This is a genomic window from Phycicoccus jejuensis (assembly GCF_044797865.1).
Classification (GTDB): Bacteria; Actinomycetota; Actinomycetes; order Actinomycetales; family Dermatophilaceae; genus Phycicoccus; species Phycicoccus jejuensis.
The window spans coordinates 1,746,783-1,767,286 of the sequence record NZ_CP085209.1 but is presented as its reverse complement, the minus strand read 5'-3'; the positions used below and the strand labels follow the sequence as shown (position 1 = coordinate 1,767,286).

At 74.5% G+C, this 20,504-nt stretch carries 16 protein-coding genes; 6 read left to right on the top strand and 10 right to left on the bottom strand.

Annotation, left to right across the window (positions count from 1 at the left end; genetic code table 11):
* Positions 1 to 5: 5 nt before the first annotated feature.
* From LG324_RS08265 to LG324_RS08255, 3 genes are all read right to left on the bottom strand, one after another.
* Positions 6 to 4,919, bottom strand: a complete 4,914-nt coding sequence (locus LG324_RS08265) for an NAD-glutamate dehydrogenase (RefSeq protein WP_404352911.1) — start codon at positions 4,917 to 4,919, stop codon at positions 6 to 8.
* Between the two features lie 162 nt (positions 4,920 to 5,081).
* The gene (locus LG324_RS08260) at positions 5,082 to 6,413 is read right to left on the bottom strand and encodes an aminotransferase class I/II-fold pyridoxal phosphate-dependent enzyme (RefSeq protein WP_404353131.1); all 1,332 of its coding nucleotides are present in this window, start codon (positions 6,411 to 6,413) and stop codon (positions 5,082 to 5,084) included.
* Entirely contained in the window at positions 6,329 to 7,663 is a 1,335-nt protein-coding gene (locus LG324_RS08255; protein WP_404352910.1) for a M20/M25/M40 family metallo-hydrolase, read from the bottom strand. The genes LG324_RS08260 and LG324_RS08255 overlap by 85 nt, the downstream gene beginning before the upstream one ends.
* Before the next feature lie 77 nt (positions 7,664 to 7,740).
* On the opposite strand from LG324_RS08255, the gene LG324_RS08250 reads away from it, so the two are divergent.
* From LG324_RS08250 to LG324_RS08240, 3 genes are all read left to right on the top strand, one after another.
* Positions 7,741 to 8,052 carry a hypothetical protein gene (locus LG324_RS08250; protein WP_404352909.1) on the top strand — a complete coding sequence of 104 codons (312 nt, stop codon included), beginning with the start codon at positions 7,741 to 7,743 and terminating at the stop codon, positions 8,050 to 8,052.
* The gene (locus LG324_RS08245; RefSeq protein ID WP_404352908.1) at positions 8,049 to 8,570 is read left to right on the top strand and encodes a WXG100 family type VII secretion target; all 522 of its coding nucleotides are present in this window, start codon (positions 8,049 to 8,051) and stop codon (positions 8,568 to 8,570) included. Before LG324_RS08250 ends, LG324_RS08245 begins: the two co-directional genes overlap by 4 nt.
* Before the next feature lie 67 nt (positions 8,571 to 8,637).
* The gene (locus tag LG324_RS08240; protein WP_036829410.1) at positions 8,638 to 9,132 is read left to right on the top strand and encodes a DUF2505 domain-containing protein; all 495 of its coding nucleotides are present in this window, start codon (positions 8,638 to 8,640) and stop codon (positions 9,130 to 9,132) included.
* A 180-nt stretch (positions 9,133 to 9,312) separates the two neighbouring features.
* Here LG324_RS08240 and pruA read toward each other — a convergent pair whose 3' ends face one another.
* The 5 genes from pruA to LG324_RS08215 form a co-directional block, all read right to left on the bottom strand.
* Positions 9,313 to 10,941, bottom strand: coding sequence for an L-glutamate gamma-semialdehyde dehydrogenase (gene pruA / locus LG324_RS08235; protein ID WP_404352907.1), 1,629 nt, complete (start codon positions 10,939 to 10,941; stop codon positions 9,313 to 9,315).
* Positions 10,942 to 11,040: 99 nt separating this feature from the next.
* Positions 11,041 to 11,469, bottom strand: coding sequence for a DUF6912 family protein (locus LG324_RS08230; protein WP_404352906.1), 429 nt, complete (start codon positions 11,467 to 11,469; stop codon positions 11,041 to 11,043).
* Positions 11,470 to 11,491: 22 nt separating this feature from the next.
* The gene (locus tag LG324_RS08225; RefSeq protein ID WP_030527578.1) at positions 11,492 to 12,937 is read right to left on the bottom strand and encodes a wax ester/triacylglycerol synthase family O-acyltransferase; all 1,446 of its coding nucleotides are present in this window, start codon (positions 12,935 to 12,937) and stop codon (positions 11,492 to 11,494) included.
* 12 nt (positions 12,938 to 12,949) lie between these two features.
* Positions 12,950 to 14,215: a hypothetical protein gene (locus tag LG324_RS08220; protein WP_404352905.1), complete on the bottom strand. Its 1,266-nt coding sequence runs from the start codon at positions 14,213 to 14,215 to the stop codon at positions 12,950 to 12,952.
* On the bottom strand, positions 14,212 to 14,874 hold the full coding sequence (locus tag LG324_RS08215; RefSeq protein WP_404352904.1) for an SAF domain-containing protein: 663 nt from the start codon (positions 14,872 to 14,874) through the stop codon (positions 14,212 to 14,214). The genes LG324_RS08220 and LG324_RS08215 overlap by 4 nt, the downstream gene beginning before the upstream one ends.
* Before the next feature lie 128 nt (positions 14,875 to 15,002).
* Between LG324_RS08215 and LG324_RS08210 the strand changes: the two genes are divergently transcribed.
* The gene (locus tag LG324_RS08210; protein WP_404352903.1) at positions 15,003 to 15,239 is read left to right on the top strand and encodes a helix-turn-helix domain-containing protein; all 237 of its coding nucleotides are present in this window, start codon (positions 15,003 to 15,005) and stop codon (positions 15,237 to 15,239) included.
* Positions 15,240 to 15,244: 5 nt separating this feature from the next.
* Here the strand turns inward: LG324_RS08210 and LG324_RS08205 are convergent, their stop codons facing one another.
* Complete coding sequence (locus LG324_RS08205) at positions 15,245 to 15,787, bottom strand: hypothetical protein (protein ID WP_404352902.1); 543 nt, start codon at positions 15,785 to 15,787, stop codon at positions 15,245 to 15,247.
* A 166-nt stretch (positions 15,788 to 15,953) separates the two neighbouring features.
* Here LG324_RS08205 and LG324_RS08200 point away from each other — a divergent pair, with 166 nt between their 5' ends.
* Both LG324_RS08200 and LG324_RS08195 read left to right on the top strand, forming a co-directional pair.
* On the top strand, positions 15,954 to 16,673 hold the full coding sequence (locus LG324_RS08200) for a LysM peptidoglycan-binding domain-containing protein (RefSeq protein ID WP_404352900.1): 720 nt from the start codon (positions 15,954 to 15,956) through the stop codon (positions 16,671 to 16,673).
* Positions 16,670 to 17,209 (top strand): Rv3235 family protein, encoded by a 540-nt coding sequence (locus LG324_RS08195; protein ID WP_404352898.1) that lies wholly within the window; start codon positions 16,670 to 16,672, stop codon positions 17,207 to 17,209. The genes LG324_RS08200 and LG324_RS08195 overlap by 4 nt, the downstream gene beginning before the upstream one ends.
* A gap of 419 nt (positions 17,210 to 17,628) precedes the next feature.
* Here LG324_RS08195 and secA read toward each other — a convergent pair whose 3' ends face one another.
* Positions 17,629 to 20,502 carry a preprotein translocase subunit SecA gene (secA, locus tag LG324_RS08190; protein ID WP_404352897.1) on the bottom strand — a complete coding sequence of 958 codons (2,874 nt, stop codon included), beginning with the start codon at positions 20,500 to 20,502 and terminating at the stop codon, positions 17,629 to 17,631.
* Between the last annotated feature and the right edge of the window lie 2 nt (positions 20,503 to 20,504).

Here is a 20,504-nt window from a genome sequence, read left to right as displayed (position 1 = left end):
CGTGGTCAGCTCGACGCGCCCACCCGGATGACGGAGCGCAGCGTGCGCAGCGCGACCGACAGGGCCGCGATGTTCGGCTGCTCGAGCCGCACGATGCCCGCGAGCGCGGACGTCGCCCGGTCGACCGACTCGCCGTTGGCCTCGCGCCACGCCGCGTACTGCGCCGCCGGGTCGTGCGCGTCGACGTCGGCCGAGCCCGAGGTCTCGATGACCGAGCGGGTCAGCGACTCGAGCACGGCGTAGAGGTCGTCGCGCAGCGCGCCACGGGCCAGGGCGTCCCAGCGGTCCTCGCGCGGCAGGCGGGTGACCTTGCCGAGCATCCCGTCGATGCCGAACTTCTCGGACACGAGGTAGTACAGCGGGGCGACGTCGGTCGGCTCGCGGCCGGTGTCGGCGGCGATGTCGGTGATGTCGAGCAGCGAGAACTGGTCGAGCAGCGACGCCGCGTGCACCGCGAGGTCCTCCGGCACGCCGGCCTCCTGGAGCCGTGCGGCGTTCTCGTCCAACCGCGTCCGCTCGGTGCCGCGCAGGAGGTCGGGCACCGTCGGCGCGAGCTCCTGGACGACGCCGGCGAACCGCTCGACCTCGGCGCCGATGTCGAGCTGCGAGGGCCGCGCCGAGAGGAACCAGCGCACGGTGCGGTCGAGCAGCCGGCGGAACTCGAGGTAGAGCGCCGTCTGCGCCGAGGTCGGCACGACGTTGTCGAGCGCCTCGACGCGGCGCACGAAGTCGGCCAGGCCGAACACCTCGCGCGCGACGACGAAGGCCCGCGTCACCTGCTCCGGCGTCGCGCCGGCCTCCTCCTGCGCGCGGTAGGCGAAGGTGATGCCGCCGCGGTTGACCATCGAGTTGACCACCGAGTTGGTGATGATCTCGCGGCGCAGCGGGTGCTCGCCGAGCTGGCCCGAGAAGCGCTCGCGGATCGGCGGCGGGAAGTACTCCGCCAGCGTCGCCTCGAAGTACGGGTCGTCGGGGATGGAGCTCGCGAGGATGTCCTCCTTGAGCGCGAGCTTGGCGTAGGCGACGAGCACCGAGAACTCGGGGCTCTTGAGGCCGAGGCCGGCGTTCTGCCGCTTCTCGAGCTCGCTGTCGACGGGGAGGAACTCCAGCCCCCGGTCCAGCAGCCCGCGGTCCTCGAGCCAGTGCATGAAGCGCTCGTGGACGCTGACCATCCCGTGCTCCTGCGCGCGGGCGTTGCCGAGCAGGACGTTCTGCTCGTAGTTGTCGCGCAGGACGTGCTCGGCGACGTCGTCGGTCATCGACGCGAGCAGCTCGTTGCGCTGCGCGATGTCCATGCCGCCGTCGCGGACGACCTCGCCGAGGAGGATCTTGATGTTCACCTCGTGGTCGGAGGTGTCGACGCCCGCGGAGTTGTCGATCGCGTCGGTGTTGACGCGCACCCCGTGGAACGCCGCCTCGATCCGACCCAGCTGCGAGAGACCGAGGTTGCCGCCCTCGCCGACGACCTTGACCCGCAGCTCGTCGCCGTTCACGCGGATGGCGTCGTTGGCGCGGTCGCCGATCTCGAGGTGGTCCTCGGTCGAGGCCTTGACGTAGGTGCCGATGCCGCCGTTCCACAGCAGGTCGACCGGCGCGAGGAGGATCGCGTGGATGAGCTCGGCGGGCGTCATCGACCGCACGCCGTCGGCGAGGCCCAGGGCCTCGCGCATCTGCGGCGAGACCGGCACCGACTTGAGCGTGCGCGGGAAGATGCCGCCGCCCTCGGAGACGAGCGTGTGGTCGTAGTCGTCCCACGACGAGCGCGGCAGGTCGAACAGGCGCCGGCGCTCGGCGAACGAGGTCGCCGCGTCGGGGTTGGGGTCGACGAACACGTGCCGGTGGTCGAACGCCGCGACGAGCCGGATGTGCTCCGAGAGGAGCATCCCGTTGCCGAAGACGTCGCCGCTCATGTCGCCGACGCCGACGACCGTGAAGTCCTCGGTCTGGGTGTCGTGGCCCATCTCGCGGAAGTGCCGCTTGACCGACTCCCACGCGCCGCGGGCGGTGATGCCCATCGCCTTGTGGTCGTAGCCGGCCGAGCCGCCGGAGGCGAAGGCGTCGTCGAGCCAGAACCCGTACGACTGCGCGACGCCGTTGGCGATGTCGGAGAAGGTCGCGGTGCCCTTGTCGGCCGCGACGACGAGGTAGGTGTCGTCGCCGTCGTGGCGCACGACGCGCTCGGGCGGGACGGCGGCGCCGGCGACGCGGTTGTCGGTGACGTCGAGCAGGCCCGAGATGAAGAGGCGGTAGGCCGCCTTGCCCTCCTCAAGCCACGCCTCGCGGTCGACGGCGGGGTCGGGCAGCTGCTTGGCGTAGAAGCCGCCCTTGGAGCCGGTCGGCACGATGACGGCGTTCTTGACCATCTGCGCCTTGACCAGGCCGAGCACCTCGGTGCGGAAGTCCTCGCGCCGGTCCGACCAGCGCAGGCCACCGCGGGCGACGGGACCGAAGCGCAGGTGCACGCCCTCGACCCGCGGGCTGTAGACGAAGATCTCGAACTGCGGTCGGGGAGCGGGCAGGTCGGGCACGGCGCGCGGGTCCAGCTTGACCGACACGTACGCGTGGTGGTCGGAGCCGTCACGGCCGCGCTGGTAGAAGTTCGTGCGCAGCCCGGCGCGGATGACACCGAGGAAGGCACGGACGATGCGGTCGTGGTCGAGGCTCGAGACGTCGTCGAGGGCCTCGGTGACGCGCCGGGCGACCTCCTCCTCGGCCTCGTCGCGCGCCATCGTGCCGACCTCGTCGGCAGTGAACGCGTCGGGGTCGAAACGGGTCTCCCACAGCCCGACGAGGTCGCGCGCGATGCCGGGGTGGGCGACGAGCGCGTCCTCGAGGTAGTGCTGCGAGTACGTGGCCCGGGTCTGGCGCAGGTACTTCGCGACGGTGCGCAGCACGACGACCTGGCGCCAGGTCAGCTGCGCGCCGAGGACGAGCTTGTTGAAGCCGTCCGACTCCGCCCGGCCGTCCCAGACGGCGGCCACGGCCTCCTCGAAGAGGTCGCGCAGCCGGTCGTGCGAGCAGGAGTCCCACATCTCGTGGTCGGGGACGCGCAGGCCGAAGTCGTACACGTGGAGGGACGAGCCGTCGCCGCGCTCGACCTGGAAGGGCTGCTCGTCGACGACCTCGACGCCCATGTGCGTGAAGATCGGCAGGATGTCGGTGAGCGACAGCGGCTCGACGCGGAAGAGCTTGAAGCGGCGGATGTCGTCCGGCGCACCGAGCGGCCGGTAGAGCGCGACGCTCGTGCCCCGGTCGGCGCCGAGCCGGTCGAGGTGGCTGATGTCGGCGATGCCCTGGACGACCGAGAACGACTCCTCGTAGGCGTTGGGGAACGCCCGGCCGAAGCGGCTCATCAGCCGGTCGCCGTCCTCCTCGCCGTACTTCGTGACGAGCGCGTCGCCGAGGCGGTCGGCCCAGGTGCGGCTGGTCTCGACCAGGCGCTGCTCGAGGGCATCGCGCTCGGCGCGGTCGAGGGTGCGGATGCGCTGGCCCTTCGCGACCCGGACGACGAACTGCAGTCGGGCGAGGGCGGACTCGCTGACCCGCGCCGAGAACTCGACCTCGACGCCACCGAAGGTGTCCTTGAGGATGTCGGCCATCCGCAGGCGCACGGCGGTGTTGTAGCGGTCGCGCGGGATGAACACGAGGCACGAGGCGTAGCGGCCGAAGTCGTCCTCGCGGATGAAGAGCTTGGTGCGGCGTCGCTCCTGCAGCTGCGTGACCGCGAGCGCCGTCTCGTAGAGGTTCTCGACGCCGGCCTGGAAGAGCTCGTCGCGCGGGTAGTTCTCGAGGACCTCGAGCAGGTCCTTGCCGGTGTGGCTGTCGGCGGCGAGCCCGGAGCGGTCGATGACCGCCTGCACCTTCTCGGCGACGAGCGGGACGCGCATCACCGACTCGGTGTACGCGGTGGACGCGTAGAGGCCGAGGAAGCGGCGCTCCCCCACGACCTCGCCGCGCTCGTCGAGCGTCTTGACGCCGACGTAGTCGAGGTGGGCGACGCGGTGGACGGTCGACTTCGAGTTGGCCTTCGTGAGGACGAGCAGCTCGCGGGTGTGCGCGATGTGCGACGCCTCGGGGCTGAGGAGGTCCGGATCGGCGCCGAGCGGCGGATCGGCCCTCAGGAGACCGAGACCCGTGCCGGTGACCGGTGTGATGACCTCGCCGTCGCCGCGCTCGTCGAGCGTGTACTCGCGGTAGCCGAGGAAGGTGAAGTGGTCGTCGGCCATCCAGCGCAGGAAGCGGACGGCGAGCGCGACCTCCTCGGGGTCGACCCCGGCGGCCTGGCCGCCCTCGAGCTCGGCCGCCAGCACGAGGCAGCGGCTGCGCATCTTCGGCCAGTCCTCGACCGACTGACGCACGTCCTCGAGCACCTCACGGATGGTGCGCTCGATCTCGGCGCGCCGCTCCTCGTCGCTCTCGCGGTCGATCGAGAGGAGCATCCAGGACTCGGCGAGCTCGCCGACGGCCCCGCTGCGGAAGCCCTTCGTGATGTCGCGGTCGGCGACCGAGATCAGCTCGCCGACGGCGTCGCGGACGACGACGAGCTGCGGGTGGACGATCAGGTGGATGTCGATGCCGGCCTGGACGAGGGCGCCGGTGACGGAGTCGACGAGGAAGGGCATGTCGTCGGTGACGACCTGCACGATCGTGCGCGGGTTGGACCAGCCGTCGGTGTCGCTGCTCGGGTTGTAGACGCGGACGTTGGCGGTGCCCGGGGGGCGGGTGCGGGCGAGGCGCAGGTGGCTGTGGGCGACCCCCGCGAAGACGTCCGGCGTGCGCGAGGTCAGCTCGTCGAGGGGCGTGTGGCGGAAGTACCGCTCGAGGAAGTCGCGCCCCCAGCCGTCGGGTGCCAGCTCCTCGTACGCTGCCGCGATCGGCGCGAGGATCTCCTCGCGGTGGGTGGCCGGGGCGGTCGACATGGTGCGGTGGCACTCCTTCGTCGCGGGTGGCACCGCACGCGCGGTGGCCACGTCCTCGTGGGTGCCACCGAGCCTATCCACCCGCGCTCGCCGGGGCCGCCCGGGGTTGCGGCGCGGGTGTCTCGTGGGCGGGACGGTTCGTGCGCGGTCGTCGACCCCGGCTCAGTGGGCGACGACGTCGAGCGTGGCCAGGCTCGGGTCGGCGGCGTAGGCGATGCGGCTGCCCGCCGCGCGGGCGGCGCGCAGGGCGTCGAGGGACGCGACGGTGACGCGCTCGCCGGGCGCCAGCACCGGGACGCCGGGCGGGTAGGGGGCCACGAGCTCGGCGCTCACCCGGCCGACGGCGGCCTCCAGCGGCACGGTCTCGCGCGGCGCGAAGAAGGCCTCGCGCGGCGTGCTGGCGGCCTCCGGGTCGACCGCCCAGACGCCGCTCGGGGCAAGGGGGCGGGCCGGGCGGCGCCGACGCGCGAGGGACTCGAGCAGCGCGTCGGCGAGCGCGGAGACGCCGGCGGGTGTGTCGGCGAGCGTCACCATCGCGCAGAGGGTGTCGCGGTCGGCCATCTCGAGCGGCAGGCCGCGGCGCAGGAGGTCGGCCTCGACGGCGTTGCCGTCGGCACCGGTGCCGGGCAGGACGAGGGTCAGCCGCAGGGGGTCGGTGCCCGGGCCGTCGAGGACGACGAGCCCGTCGACCTCGCCCAGCCGCGCGCGGGCGGCGTCGACCGCCTCGAGGACCGGCCCGAGCAGCGCCGCGCCGTCACGCTCCAGCAGGGCCCGCGCCGCGTCGACCGACGCGAGGATGCCGCCGGCCGGGCTCGTCGTGGCCGTCGCCTCCACGCCGGCGTCGAGGCGGCGGGGGTCGATGCGGCCGGACCTGGCCAGGACGAGGGCACCCTGCGAGACCGCCGGCAGCGCCTTGTGCGCGCTCGTGACGACGACGTCGGCGCCGAGGGCGAGGGCGTGCGGCGGCAGGTCGGGGTGGAAGCCGAGGTGGGCGCCCCACGCCGCGTCGACGACGAGCGGTACGTCGTGCGCGTGGGCGACCCGCGCCAGGCCGGCGACGTCGCCGACGGTGCCGACGTAGGAGGGGTCGCCGACGAGCACGGCCACGGCGCGGGGGTGCTCACGCAGGGCGGCGTCGACCGCCGTCGGGGCCACCCCCACCGGCAGCCCGTGGGCCGGGTCGACCTCGGGACGCACCCAGACCGGCACGAGCCCGGCGAGGACGAGCCCGAGGAGCATCGAGCGGTGCAGCGTCCGCGAGACGACGACCTCGTCACCGGGGCGCCCGAGCGCGAGGGCCACGGCCTGGTTGCCGTGCGTCGAACCACCGACCGAGAAGCGGCAGAGGTCGACACCCCAGGCCCGCGCCGCCCGCCGCTCGGCGTCGTGGAGCACGCCGCGCGACAGCTTCATCGTGTCGAGGCCGGCGTAGAGCGGGACGTCCCCGGCCACGACGTCGCCGACGAGGTCGTGACGCTGCTTGTGCCCGGGGATGGTGAACGGCGTCGGCGCCTCCTCGTGGAAGCGCAGCCAGGCATCGAGCAGGGGTGCGTCCGACCGCAGCCCGCGCGGGTCAGTCGGCACGGGCGCTCCCCCACGACTCGGCCGCGGCCACGAGGGCGCGGGTGAAGCGGCGGACCTGCCCGAGGTCGACCCACTCGTCGGCGGCGTGGAGTCCCCCGCCCGCGGGGCCGCACACGAGGGCCGGCACGCCGGCCGCCTGCCAGAGCGGGGCCTCCATCCAGTAGGGCGCGTCGAGGGGCGGGGGCTGCTCGACGCCCTCGGCGGCGAGCGCGGCGTCGAGGGAGTCGGCGAACGCTGCGGCCGGCCCGGCGTCGTCGAGCCGCCAGGCCTCGCGCGCGGCGACGAGCCGCACGCGGGCGTCGACCGTGGGGTCGTCCGCGCAGCCCGTCGAGGAGCTCGTCGAGCTCGGCGAGCACGCAGTCGGCGGCCTCGCCCGCCACCGTGCGTCGCTCGACGACCGCGCGGGCCGAGCGGCCGAGGACGAAGGGCGACTCGCCGCCCGAGGCCACGGTGACCATGAGCGAGCCGCCGGACGCCGCGACGTGGTGGCCGCGCTCCTCGACCGCGGCCAGCAGGCGCCCGAGGTGGGCCACGGCGTTGACGCCCTCCTCCGGCTGGGACGAGTGCGCGGCCCGGCCGGTCAGCGTGACCTCGGCGACCGCGTAGCCGCGCAGGGAGGCGGTGCGGGCCAGCCACGTCGGCTCGGCGACGAGCGCGGCGTCCGGGGCGAGGCCGAGGCTCGGGAGGGCCTCGAGGACGGCCTCGGTGCCGAGGCTGAGGTCCTCCTCGTCGGCGACGAGCGCGAGGACGACGCGCACCGGTGCGGTGCGGCGCACGAGCTCCTCGGCGGCGACGACGACGGCCGCGACGCCGCCCTTCATGTCGCAGGCCCCGCGGCCGGCGAGGCGGTCGCCGTCGACGACGGGGGTGAACGGCGCGTCCATCCCGTCGGTGCCGACCGTGTCGACGTGGCCGGTGAGGACGAGGCACGGCGTCCCGGGCTCCCCCGGGCCGACGGCGAGCAGGCTCGGCCGGTCGGGGTGGTCGGACGGCGTGACGCGGTGGGTGTCGAAGCCGGATGCCGCCAGCCGCCGGTCCAGGAGGTCGACGACCGCGGCCTCGCCCGCGGCGCCCGGCACGAGGCCCGGGTTGACCGAGTCGGTGGCGACGAGCTCGGCGGTCAGGGCCACGGTGTCGGCGCCGAGGTCGCGAGTGCTCACGCGGCGACGCTACGCGGCGCGGGGGAGCCTGTGGGCAACTGCGCGGCCGGTGTGACCGATGTGGCTACCGTGGCGCTGTGCCCCTCGGTCCCGACCCCTCGCTCGCCCGGACCGCGCTCGACCGGCTCGACGCGCTGCGCGGCCTGCTGCCCGCGGCCGAGGACGACCTGCTCGCGTGCCTCGTCGTCACGGGCGAGCCGCGCCCGCAGCGCGTCCTGGACGACTGGCTCGACCAGGCCGCCGACACCCTGCGCGCGCTCGGCGAGGCCGCCGACGAGGTGGCCGCCGCGCTGGCACCGCACGTTGCTCCGACCCGGGCCGAGGCGCCCGGCGCGACGGCACCCGTCATCCCCCTGCCCGCGTGGCGCGACGACGAGGCCCGGCGATGAGCGTCGTCCCCGGCGACCCGGCCTCGCTCTCGGCCTGCGCCGCTGCGGTGGCCGAGGTCGCGCGACGGCTGGCGGCATCGGGCCGTGCGCTCGGCGCGCCGGTCGAGGAGCTCGGCGACGGCTGGCCCGGGCGCGCATCGGTCGCCACGCGGCGTCGCGGGGCCGAGGTCGCCGCGGCGGCCGTCACCACGGCCGAGGAGCTCGAGCGGATGGGGCGCGAGCTGCAGGACCGCGCGACCGACCTCGCCGACCTCGTGGCGCGGGGCCGAAGGGTCGAGGAGCGCGCGGCGGCCGCCGGGCTCGTCGTGCGGGACGGACGCGTCGTGCCCGCGTGGGGCGTGCGCGGAGAGGCCGACGCGGGCGCGGTCGCCGACGGCGACGCGGCGGCCGAGCGCATCGCGGCCGAGCTCACCCTCGTGCTGCACCAGCACCGACGGCGGCGCGACCTGCTCCTCGCCGACCTGCGTGCCTCGACCGAGCGCCTCGCCGCGCTCTCCCACACGCTGCGGCGCGGGTGAGAGGATCGCCGGACCCGAGGCGGGCCCGGTGCGGCCCGCCCTCCTGCGACCTGCGAGGACGGACCGAGTGCGACTGACGAGGCGAGAGCGGCTGGACGCGACCCCCGAGGAGGTCTACGCCCTGCTCACCGACCGCGGCTTCCAGGAGGCCAAGTGCGAGGCGACGACCGGCGGTGGCGCGTGGAGCGCCGACGTCACGCAGAGCGCCGTCGGGCACCGGGTCGCGACGACGCGTGAGCTGCCCGCCGACGGGCTGCCCGACGTCGCCCGCTCCTTCGTCGGCGCGACGCTCACCGTCATCGAGAGCTACGACTGGGGCGCCCCGGCCGCCGACGGCTCCCGCGAGGCCGTCGTCGACCTGCACGTCAAGGGCGCGCCGCTGACGCTCAAGGGCACGCTGCGCCTCGAGCCGGACGGCAGCGGCTCGGCCGAGGTCCTCGACACCGAGCTCAAGGCCAACGTCCCCTTCGTCGGCGGCAAGATCGAGAAGGCGGCGGCGGACCCCATCAACGCCGCCGTCGATGTCGAGGTCGGCCTGCTGCGCGAGCGCCTCGGCCGCTGACGACGCGGGCTACACCGCAGTCAGCGTCGTGATCACGACACCTACTGCGGTGTAGCGCGCCACGAGGAGGGTGAGGGTGCGGGGCGGCGCGAGACCCCGGAACGTCGACGAGACCCCGGCTCGGAGCCGGGGTCTCGTGGACATTTCGGGGTGACCCCGAAAAGGTGGGGCCGGGGGGGGTCAGCCCATGTGCGGGTAGCGGTGGTCGGTCGGCGGGACGAACGTCTCCTTGATCGAGCGCGTCGAGGTCCAGCGCATGAGGTTGGCCGCCGAGCCCGCCTTGTCGTTCGTGCCGGAGGCGCGCCCGCCGCCGAACGGCTGCTGGCCGACGACGGCGCCGGTCGGCTTGTCGTTGACGTAGAAGTTGCCGGCGGCGAAGCGCAGGCGGTGCATCGCGTCGGCGACCGCCGCGCGGTCCTGGGCGATGACGGCGCCGGTCAGCGCGTAGGGCGCCGCGGACTCCATCTGGTCGAGGACCTTGTCGTACTGGCGGTCCGGGTAGACGTGGACCGCGAGGATCGGGCCGAAGTACTCGGTCGTGAACATCTCGTCGGTCGGGTCGCTGCTCTCGACGATCGTCGGGCGGACGAACCAGCCCTGCGAGTCGTCGTAGGTGCCGCCGGCGACGACGTCGAGGTGGCTCGTCGCGTGCGCGCGGTCGATGGCCGCGACGTGCTTGGCGTACGCGCGCTCGTCGATGACCGCGCCCATGAAGTTCGACAGGTCGGTGACGTCGCCCATCGGGATGCCGTCGGTCAGCTGGACGAGGTCGTCGCGCATCTTCTTCCACAGCGAGCGCGGCACGTAGGCGCGCGACGCAGCCGAGCACTTCTGGCCCTGGAACTCGAAGGCACCCCGGATGAGGGCGGTGCGCAGGACGTCGACGTCGGCGCTCGGGTGGGCCAGGACGAAGTCCTTGCCGCCGGTCTCGCCGACGATGCGCGGGTAGTGGCGGTAGCCGGTGAGGTTCTCGCCGATGGTGCGCCACAGCGACTGGAACGTGGCGGTCGATCCGGTGAAGTGCAGGCCGGCGAAGTCGGGGTGCGACAGGACGACGTCCGACACCGCGACGCCGTCGCCGGTCACGAGGTTGATGACGCCCGGGGGCATCCCCGCCTCCTCGAGCAGCTCCATCGTCAGCTGCGCGGCGAGCTGCTGCGTGGGCGACGGCTTCCAGACGACGGTGTTGCCCATGAGCGCCGGCGCGGTCGGGAGGTTGCCGGCGATGGCGGTGAAGTTGAACGGGGTCACCGCGTAGACGAAGCCCTCGAGCGAGCGGTGGTCGCTGCGGTTCCACACGCCGGCGCTGTTGGCCGGCGGCTGCTCGGCCATGATCTGGCGGGCGAAGTGCACGTTGAAGCGCCAGAAGTCGATGAGCTCGCACGCGGCGTCGATCTCGGCCTGGTAGGCGGTCTTGCTCTGGCCGAGCATCGTCGCGGCGTTGAGCCGCGCGCGCCACGGGCCGGCGAGCAGGTCGGCGGCCTTGAGGAGGATGGCGGCGCGGTCGTCGAAGGAGAGGTCGCGCCATCCCGGGGCCGCGGCACGCGCAGCGTCGACCGCGGCGACCGCGTCGGCCTTCGTGGCGCCCTTGGAGACACCGAGGACGTGACGACGGTTGTGCGGCTGGCGGACCTCGAACTTCTTCCCCCCGCCCATGACGCGCTTGCCGCCGATGGTGTGCGGCAGCTCGTGGCGCTCGGCGGCGAGCTCGACGAGGGCCTGCTCGACGGCCGCGCGCTCGGGGCTGCCCGGCGCGTAGTCGCGGACGGGCTCGTTGGTGGGGGCGGGGACCTGGGTCACAGCGTCCATGGGGTGGGGCACCTCGTTCGGGTCACGATGTCGGGACGCCCCACTCTCGCGCCCGGCCTCGGGCGGACGCAACTCGCCCCGGGCGGCCCGGGCAGAGCCTCACTCCCGGGCGAGGAGGTCGAGGACGTCGCCGAGCTCGGTGACGTCGAACCACAGCAGGTCGGCCGTGCCGGTGTCGCCGGCCGACTCGTCGACGTGGAAGGAGACGATCCGCGAGCGCGGCACGACGGCGAGCAGCTCGACGCGCGAGGGCACGTCGGCGTCGGCCGGGACGGACACGACGCCGGCGTCGAGGTCGGCCGACGCGACGACGCGGCGCTCGTCGCCGTCGCGCAGCGCCTCGGCCTCGTCGGCCGCGGCCTCCCAGGCGAGGTGCTCGAGCTCCTCCTCGTCGGTGACGAGGCCGGGCGTGCCGAGCGCGGGCGTCACGCCGTGCGCGGGGACCGGGGGCGTGCCGAGGTCGCGGCCGTCGGCGAGCGCCTCGAGGTCGGCCGCGGTGAGCGGCAGGTAGACGCGGGTCAGGGCCATCGGGTCCTCCTCGTGGGGTCGCTCACGCGCGCCGGCGGCCGCGCGGGCGGGGGGCGTCGAGCAGCTCCTGGAGCGAGTCGACGATGCCGCGGCCGAGCACGTCGGCGTCCGGCATCGCGTCGCGGTCGGCGTACAGGCCGTAGTAGACGCCGCCGTCGTAGGAGGTCAGCCCGATGGAGAGCGCCTGCCCGGCGCCGAGCGGCGTCACCGGGTAGGTCGCGACCATCTGCGCGCCGTCGGCGTACAGGGGCGTCTGCGGGCCGGGGACGTTGGTGATGACGACGTTGTGCAGCCGGCGCGAGACCATCCCGCCGAGCCGCGCGCCGAGTGCGTGCAGCGTCGGCGGCGCGAAGCCGCCGACCCCGGCGAGCGCCTCGGCCGAGACCGCCCGGCGTCCCCCGCCCTCGGTCTGCTGGCGCATCGAGAAGGCGATCTGGTGCAGGCGCATCGAGGCCTTGGGCTCGCCGACGGGCAGGTCGACGAAGCAGGCGGTGACCTCGGCGCCGACGTCGGCCGGGGCGTCGTCGGCCGGGCGCACCGAGACCGGCACGAGCGCGCGGACCGTGGTGCCGGGGTAGACGGGCTCGCCACGGGTCAGCAGCCAGGACCGGAACGCACCGGCGACGGTGGCGAGGACGACGTCGTTGACCGTCACCTCGTCGGCGAAGGAGCCCTGGCCCAGGCGGGTGCGCACCGTGCGGTAGTCGTCGAGGTCGGTGCCGACCATGACGTAGCGGCGGGCGCGGCCGACGGAGGCGTTGAGGGGCGAGTCGGGCGCCGGGCGGGCGGAGACGCGGGCGAGGGTCGAGACGACCTCGCCCGCCACCGACGCGACCTTGCCGGCGGTGCGCGCGACGTCGACGGCGCCGCTGCGGAGGGTGTCGACCAGCTGACCCGGGGTGCGCACGACCTCGGCGAGGGCGCCGACGAGGAGCTCGGCGGACGTCGGCTCGGGACGCGGCCGCCACGTCGCGAGGACACCGTCACCACCGCCCGGGCGGCCGTCGACGATGACGCCGCCGATGTCGACGCCGTTGACGCCGTCGACGAGGCTGTGGTGGCTCTTGGTGATGATCGCGAAGCGGCCGTCGGCGAGCCCCTCGACGAGGTAGACCTCCCAGAGCGGGCGCGAGCGGTCCAGGGGGCGCGGCAGGATGCGGGCGACGAGCTCCTCGAGCTGCTCGTCGGAGCCGGGACGCGGCAGGGCGCTGCGGCGCACGTGGTAGCTGAGGTCGAACGAGCGGTCGTCGACCCACACCGGGTTGCCCAGGCCGGCGGGCACGGTCTTGATGCGCTGGCGGTAGCGCGGGACGTGGGCGATGCGCTCGCTGATGAGGTCGACGAGCGTCGCGTAGTCGAAGCCCTCGGCCGGCACGTCGAAGACCATGACCGAGCCGACGTGCATCGGGGTGGTCGCGTCCTCCAGGCGCAGGAAGGACGCGTCGAGCGCGCTGAGTCGGTCGGCCACGGCCCTATGGTGTCAGACCGCCGCCCGGCGCCGTCGGCCGTGACGGGCGGTGGTCGACGTGTCGGCGCAGCGGGGGTCGAGCGCGGCGGCGAGCGCCGTGAGGGCGAGGGTCAGCGCGCCACGGGGCCGGACCTCGGTGAGCGTGCGGCCGGTCAGCACGGCCTCGTCGCAGTCGTCGGGCGCCCAGGGCAGCATCCGCACCTCCTCGAGGCCGGCGAAGCGCCCCAGCACGTCACGAATGGTGCGTTCGGGCCGCGGCCCGGCGGCCGAGGCCCGGACCTTGTTGACGACGACGAGGGGCGGGGGCGCGGCGACGAGCGCCACCTCCTGGACGGCGCGGACCAGCCGCTGGAGCCCGACCGGGTCCGCGGCGCCGACGACGACGAGGGCGTCGGCGGCCTCGAGGGCGGCCAGCGTCGCGGCGTTGCGGCGCGGGGCGGCGGTGTCGTAGCTCAGCTCCTCGTCGTCCTCGATCGCGAAGCCGGCATCGACGACCACGTGGTCGACGATCCCGCGGGCCAGGCGCAGGAGGTCCTCGACCGCGGCCGTCCGCAGCTCCGGCCACCGGTCGGCGCGGGGCAGCCCGGTGAGCACCCGCAGCCCCGGGAGCGCTTCGGGCGCCAGGCGGGCCAGCGCCGGGACGTCGAGGGTCCCCTGCTCGGAGGCGCGGGCGGCGGCCGCCACCCCGGGCGCCTCGTCGACGAGGCCCAGCACCTGCGCCACCGACGCCCCCCACGTGTCGAGGTCGACGAGGAGGGTGCGGACACCGTCGGCCGCGAGGGCCGCCGCCACCGTGACGGCGACGGTCGTGCGCCCCGGCGCGCCGGTCGGCCCCCAGACCACCGTCACGGGCGTCGGGCGTCCGGGCGCCTCGGGCACCGGGTCGTCCTGCGTCGGGTCCTCGTCGTCGGGCCGGCGCGAGGTCGTGGCGTCCGCGAGCGCCGACAGCGCCGCGTCGACGGCGTCGGGGCCGTCGCCGGGGTGAAGGAGCGTGGCGACCCCCAGCTGCCGCAGGCGGCGCTCCCCCTCCTCGTCGTCGGCGGCGACCAGCCCCGCGACCCGCACCCCGTGGCCGGCGAGGTGCCGCAGCGCGTCCCGGTCGAGCCCGCGCAGGTCGGGCGAGACCACGGCGACGCGCGCGACCCCGGCGGCCCCCGCCGACAGGAGCTCGGCGAGGTCGGCGCAGCGCCGGACGAGCGTCAGCCCGCGGGCGGCCCCGAGGACCTCGACGAAGTGGGCCTCGTGGCGATGCGTCAGCGCGGTGAGGAGGGTCGTCACGGGGCGCCACCCGGCACCGGGACGAGCGTGATGCGGGCACCGTCGTCGACGGCGGACACGAGGTCGCGGACGTCGGCACTCGGCACCATCACCTGCACCGGCCGGGTCTGCTCGGCACCGGCGAGCACGCCGTCGTCCTCGGCGACCGCGGCGACCGACACGCGCTGGAGGACGCGCTCGGGCCCGGCGTAGCGGGTGACACCCACCCCGCCCGAACCGTCCTCGGGCCGGTTGACGTAGACGTCGACGAGCGACCCGCGCCGCAGGGCGGCCGCCGAGGTGCCGTCGACCCGCAGGGCCACCTGCTGCACGCCGACGGCGGACGCGTCGCCGACGGCGCTGCGGGGCAGCAGCTCGCCCGTCCGCAGCTCGCGCAGCGCGTAGGCGTCGGCCGCGAGGGGCCGGTCGGCGGCGACGTAGCCGGCCGCGCTGTCGCCGAGCTGGACCTGCACCACCGTGAGGTCGGAGGCGACGAGCCGCTGCCCGGGCGTGATGGCACGGGCCGCCGCCCACACGGGGACCCGGTCGTCGGCGCGCGCCACGACGAGCGAGCCGGCCACCGTCGAGAGGAGGACGAGCAGGACACCGACCAGCAACCGGGAGTCGCGCCACGACGGGGCCCGCAGGCGCGAGGCGGTGGGTGCGGGCAGTTCGGTCATGCCGGGATCCTGCCCGAGCGGCGCGCGGCGCGCAGGTCCGTCGCGCCGACCTGTGGACGACGGGTCGCCGGAGGCGGCGCTGTGGAGGACGCTGCCGGAGCCGGGCCGGCCGGTGGCAGACTGGCCGCGTGCCGAAGCGTTTCATCCCGTTGACCGAGGTGTCGGAGATCCTCGATGTCTCCGCGGCCCAGGCCTACGCCCTCGTGCGCAGCGGTGACCTGCCGGCCATCAAGGTGGGCGGGCGCGGCCAGTGGCGGGTCGAGACGAGCGAGCTCGAGGCCTACATCGAGCGCATGTACGCGCAGACGCGTGACTTCGTCGCGACGCGCGGCGATGCGGGCGAGGGAGCCCCCACCGAGGGCTGAGCGGCTCATCGGCGCGACTCGACGACGCGCAGCGCGGCGAACGGGACGACGCTCACGGCGCGGACGTTCTCGCGGCGGCGGGGCTCCCCGTCGGGGTGCTCGGCGAGCACGAGGTGGTCGGAGCCGACGACGTCGACCGTGCCGACGAGCGAGGTCCCGCCGGCCAGCGCGACCGCGACGGTCGCACGGTCGCGCGCGAGGACCCGGAGGGCGTGACCGAGCCCGAAGCGGCGTGCGGTGCGGCCCGGGTCCGCGTGCGGTGGCAGGCCGGTGAGGGTGACCACCGCGTGTAGCGGCAGGAGTCGCTCCCGCCCGCCGTCGCCGAGCAGCAACCATCCGTCACCGACGTCGCTCAGCCTGCCGGTGAGGCTCCGTCCGCCCTCGACGAGGAGCGACACCTCCGTCCCCACGCCGGCGAGGAGCCGGGCGGTGAGGTCGACGAGCGCCCGCTCACGCCGGGTCCGCTCGGCGACCTCGCTGTCGAGCTCGCGGCGTTCCTCGGCGGCCAGCTGGCCCTCGAGGTCCGCGAACAGCCCCTCCCACCTCATGGTCCCCCTCCGGGCCGGGCGACCTCCCGCGGAGGTCCACCCGGCGCTGGTCCGTCACCCGTGACATCCACAGGCTAGCGAGCCCCTCTTGCCGACGTCGGCAGCACGGTCTAGCGTCCACCGCATGCAGGGAGCACCAAACGACGTCAAACGACACCCAACTGGCATGATCGCCGGCGGAGCGGTCGCGACGGCCGCCACGCTGGGCGCCGCCGCCCTCGGCCGGCTCGCCCTCGCCACGGCCCGGGCCGGCCTCGCGGGGGTCCCGGTGGCGGTCGACGACGCCCTCGTGGCGACGGCCGCCGCGCTCGCCGCGCTCGGGCTCGGGTGGCTCGTCCTCACCCTCGTGCTCGCGGCGCTCGCCGGGGTGCCGGGTGCGCTCGGGCGCGGGGCGGCGCGACTCTCGGCAGCGGTGACGCCCCGGGCTGCCCGGCAGCTGGCTGCGCTCCTCCTCGGTGCCGGGGTCGCGACCGGTGCGGGGGCGGCGACCGCGAGCGCCGCCTCCGCCGACCCGCGGCTCCCCGACCCCGGGTGGAGCGCAACGGCGATCGTCGGGTCCCTGGTCGATGCGTCGGCGCACCCGGCAGGCGAAGGCCCCGCCCCCGACCCCGGCTGGACCCCGGACGCACCGCGCGTCAGGCCGCAGCCCGACGTCGGAGTCGTCAGCGGGCGCTTCTCCGTGACCGACCCCGACGTGGTCGTCGTGCACCGCGGCGACTCGCTGTGGACGCTCGCGGCCCGTCACCTCGGGCCGGGCGCGAGCGACGCCGAGGTCGCCCGGGCCTGGCCCCGGTGGTACGCCGCCAACCGGGCGGTCATCGGCGCCGACCCCGACCTCCTGCTCCCCGGCCAGGTCCTGCGCGCCCCCACCGTGGACGCGTCGTGAGCCGGGCGACGCCGCCGAGCCTGCTCCCGGCGCGTCCCCTGCCGCCTGCCCTGCCGCTGGGCGAGGCGCTGCGCCGGGCCCGGGCCGCGCGGCCCACCCCTGCGCGGGTGCCGGGGTACGTCCAGGACGCGCTCGCCGTCGACCTCTCCTGCGCCACCGACGAGCAGGTCTTCGGCCCGCAGCGCACCGCACGGGCCGCCCTGCCCGACCCGGCCGCCTGGGGTGCCTACATCGTCCAGGCGCTCCTCGAGGTGATGGGTGGGCGGCGGCCCGCGCCCCAGGTCCTGCGCTGGACGACGCCGGAGGTGTACGCGGTGCTGGCCCGCCGGGGGGCCAGGGTCGCCCGGCGCGCGGCCGACGGGCGCCGCTCCCCCGCCCTGCGCACGCACGTGCGGCGGGTGCGGGTCTGCGAGCCCGCCGACGGGGTCGCCGAGGTCGCGGTCGTCGTCCAGCACGGTCCTCGGGTCCGGGCGGTCGCGGTGCGCCTCGTCGGCCAGGACGGCAAGTGGCGCGTCGCCGCCCTCCAGGTGGGCTGACGAGCCACGGGCCGCACCGGTCGGGAGTCGTCCTTGACCGGCCGCGAGCCGCGCCCGTCGGCCGTCGTTCGGACGACGGCCGCGCCCACCCGGTGGGCGTCCTCGGCCCAGGCCTCGTCGCCGGCACGTGGTGCGGCTCGAGGCGTAGGAACGGGGGTGATCACCCCCGGTGTCGCGCCACCGGGTGCGCCGTCATCCGCGCCACCGCCCGCCGGCGTCGAGACCCCGGTTCGTCCACGAGACCCCGGCTCCGAGCCGGGGTCTCGTGGACATTTCGGGGTGACCCCGAAATGTGGAGGCGCGAGGGGCGCGTGGGGCGGAGGGTGCCGGTCCACCGCAGGCCCGCCGTCACGCACCCGGACGAGGAGCGGGCCGGCTCCCTCGAAGGGAGCCGGCGCGGTCGTCGTGCGCGGGGTCGCTCAGCGGCGACCGTGGCACATCTTGAACTTCTTGCCCGAGCCGCAGGGGCACGGGTCGTTCTTGCGGGTCGTCGCGAGCTGCTCCTCGGTGAGGGTGGCACCCGTCCCGGCGCGGTCGTCGCGCACCTCGACCTCGCCGGTCTCGGTCGGCGCCGAGTAGTGCAGGGCACCGGTGCGGGGGCGGCCGACGCCCACCCCGGAGACCTCGACGTGCGGGGCGTCCTCGACCGACCGCTCGCGCTCCTCGGCCGCCTCGGCCGCCTCGGCCGGAGCCTCGTCGGTCGCGGCGCCGCCGCCCCCGGCCATCGCGCCGAGCATCTGCGAGACGTGGACCGGCTGGACGGCCGGCGCCTGCTGCGCCTCGTCGACCTGGACGTCGACGTGGAACAGCAGCCCGACGGACTCCTCCTTGACGGCCTCGTTCATCGCCTGCCAGAGCTGGAAGCCCTCACGCTGGTACTCGACGAGGGGGTCGCGCTGGGCCATGGCCCGCAGGCCGATGCCCTCCTGGAGGTAGTCCATCTCGTAGAGGTGCTCGCGCCACTTGCGGTCCAGCACCGAGAGCATGACGCGCCGCTCGACCTCACGCATGACCTCGGACCCGAGCGCCGCCTCGCGCTCGTCGTAGGCACGGTGCGCGTCCGAGAGCAGCTCCTCCTTGAGGATCTCCGTCGTCAGCCCGGAGCGACCGCCCGCGGCCTCCTCGAGCTGCTCGGGCGTGACCGAGACCGGGTACAGCGCACGCAGCGCCGTCCACAGACGCTCGAGGTTCCAGTCCTCGGCGAACCCCTCGGCGGTCTCGGCGTCGATGTAGCCCTCGACGACGTCGTTGACGAAGAAGCGCAGCTGCTCGTGCAGGTCCTCGCCCTCGAGGACGCGGCGGCGCTCCTCGTAGATGACGGTGCGCTGGCGGTTGAGGACGTCGTCGTACTTGAGGACGTTCTTGCGGATCTCGAAGTTCTGCGCCTCGACCTGCGCCTGCGCCGACTGGATCGAGCGCGAGACGAGCTTGGACTCGATCGGCTGGTCGTCGTCGAGCTTGGCGGTCGTCATCACCCGGTCGACGAGCCCGGCGTTGAACAGCCGCATGAGGTGGTCCTCGAGCGAGAGGTAGAACCGCGACTCACCCGGGTCGCCCTGGCGGCCGGAGCGGCCGCGCAGCTGGTTGTCGATGCGGCGCGACTCGTGCCGCTCGGTGCCGAGGACGTAGAGGCCGCCGAGCTCGGTGACCTCCTCGTGCTCGGTCTCGACCTGCGCCTCGGCCTGCTCGAGCGCCGCGTCCCAGGCGGCCTCGTACTCCTCGGGCGTCTCGTGCGGGTCGAGCCCGCGGTCCTTGAGCGCGGCGACGGCGCGGAACTCGGGGTTGCCGCCGAGCATGATGTCGGTGCCTCGACCGGCCATGTTCGTCGCGACCGTCACGGCGCCCTTGCGGCCCGCGTCGGCGACGATCGAGGCCTCGCGCTCGTGGTGCTTGGCGTTGAGGACCTCGTGGCGGATGCCCCGGCGGCGCAGCTGCTCGGAGAGGTACTCCGACTTCTCGACCGACACGGTGCCGACGAGGACCGGCTGGCCGGCCTCGTGCTTCTCGGCGATGTCGTCGACGACGGCCTTGTACTTGGCCTCCTCGGTCCGGTAGACGAGGTCGGCCTGGTCCTGGCGGACCATCGGGCGGTTGGTCGGGATCGGGACGACGCCGAGCTTGTAGATCGAGTTGAGCTCGGCGGCCTCGGTCATCGCCGTACCGGTCATGCCCGAGAGCTTGTCGTACATGCGGAAGTAGTTCTGGAGGGTGATCGTCGCGAGGGTCTGGTTCTCGTTCTTGATCTCCACCCCCTCCTTGGCCTCGATGGCCTGGTGCATGCCCTCGTTGTAGCGACGGCCGGCGAGCATGCGCCCGGTGTGCTCGTCGACGATGAGGACCTCGCCGTTCATCACGACGTAGTCCTTGTCGCGCTGGAAGAGCTCCTTGGCCTTGATCGCGTTGTTGAGGTAGCCGATGAGCGGGGTGTTGGCCGACTCGTAGAGGTTGTCGATGCCGAGGTGGTCCTCGACCTTGTCGATGCCGCGCTCGAGGACGCCGACGGTCTTCTTCTTCTCGTCGACCTCGTAGTCGCCGCGTCCGGACTCCAGCTCGCCGCGCTCGAGGCGCTGGGCGATGCGGGCGAACTCGGTGTACCACTTGGTCGGCGCGTCGGCCGGGCCGGAGATGATGAGCGGCGTGCGCGCCTCGTCGATGAGGATCGAGTCCACCTCGTCGACGATGCAGAAGTTGTGACCCCGCTGGACGAGCTCCTCGGTCGACCACGCCATGTTGTCGCGCAGGTAGTCGAACCCGAACTCGTTGTTCGTGCCGTAGGTGATGTCCTTCGCGTACTCGACGCGCCGCTGCTCGGGCGTCATCGAGGAGAGGATGCAGCCGGTCTCGAGGCCGAGGAAGCGGTGGACGCGGCCCATCAGCTCGGACTGGTACTCGGCGAGGTAGTCGTTGACCGTGATGACGTGGACGCCCTTGCCGCTCAGGGCGTTGAGGTAGCTGGGCAGCGTCGCGACGAGGGTCTTGCCCTCACCGGTGCGCATCTCGGCGACGTTGCCCATGTGCAGCGCGGCGCCACCCATGATCTGCACGTCGAAGTGCCGCTTGCCGATGGTGCGCTTGCCCGCCTCGCGGACCGCGGCGAACGCCTCGGGCAGGATGTCGTCGAGCGTCTCGCCGTCGGCGAGGCGCTGGCGGAAGGTGTCGGTCTCGCCGCGCAGCTCGGCGTCGGTGAGCTTGGCGAAGTCCTCCTCGATCGCGTTGACCTGCGCGGCGATGCTGTCGAGCTTCTTGAGGATGCGTCCCTCACCGGCACGCAGCAGCTTCTCGACGATCTTCACGA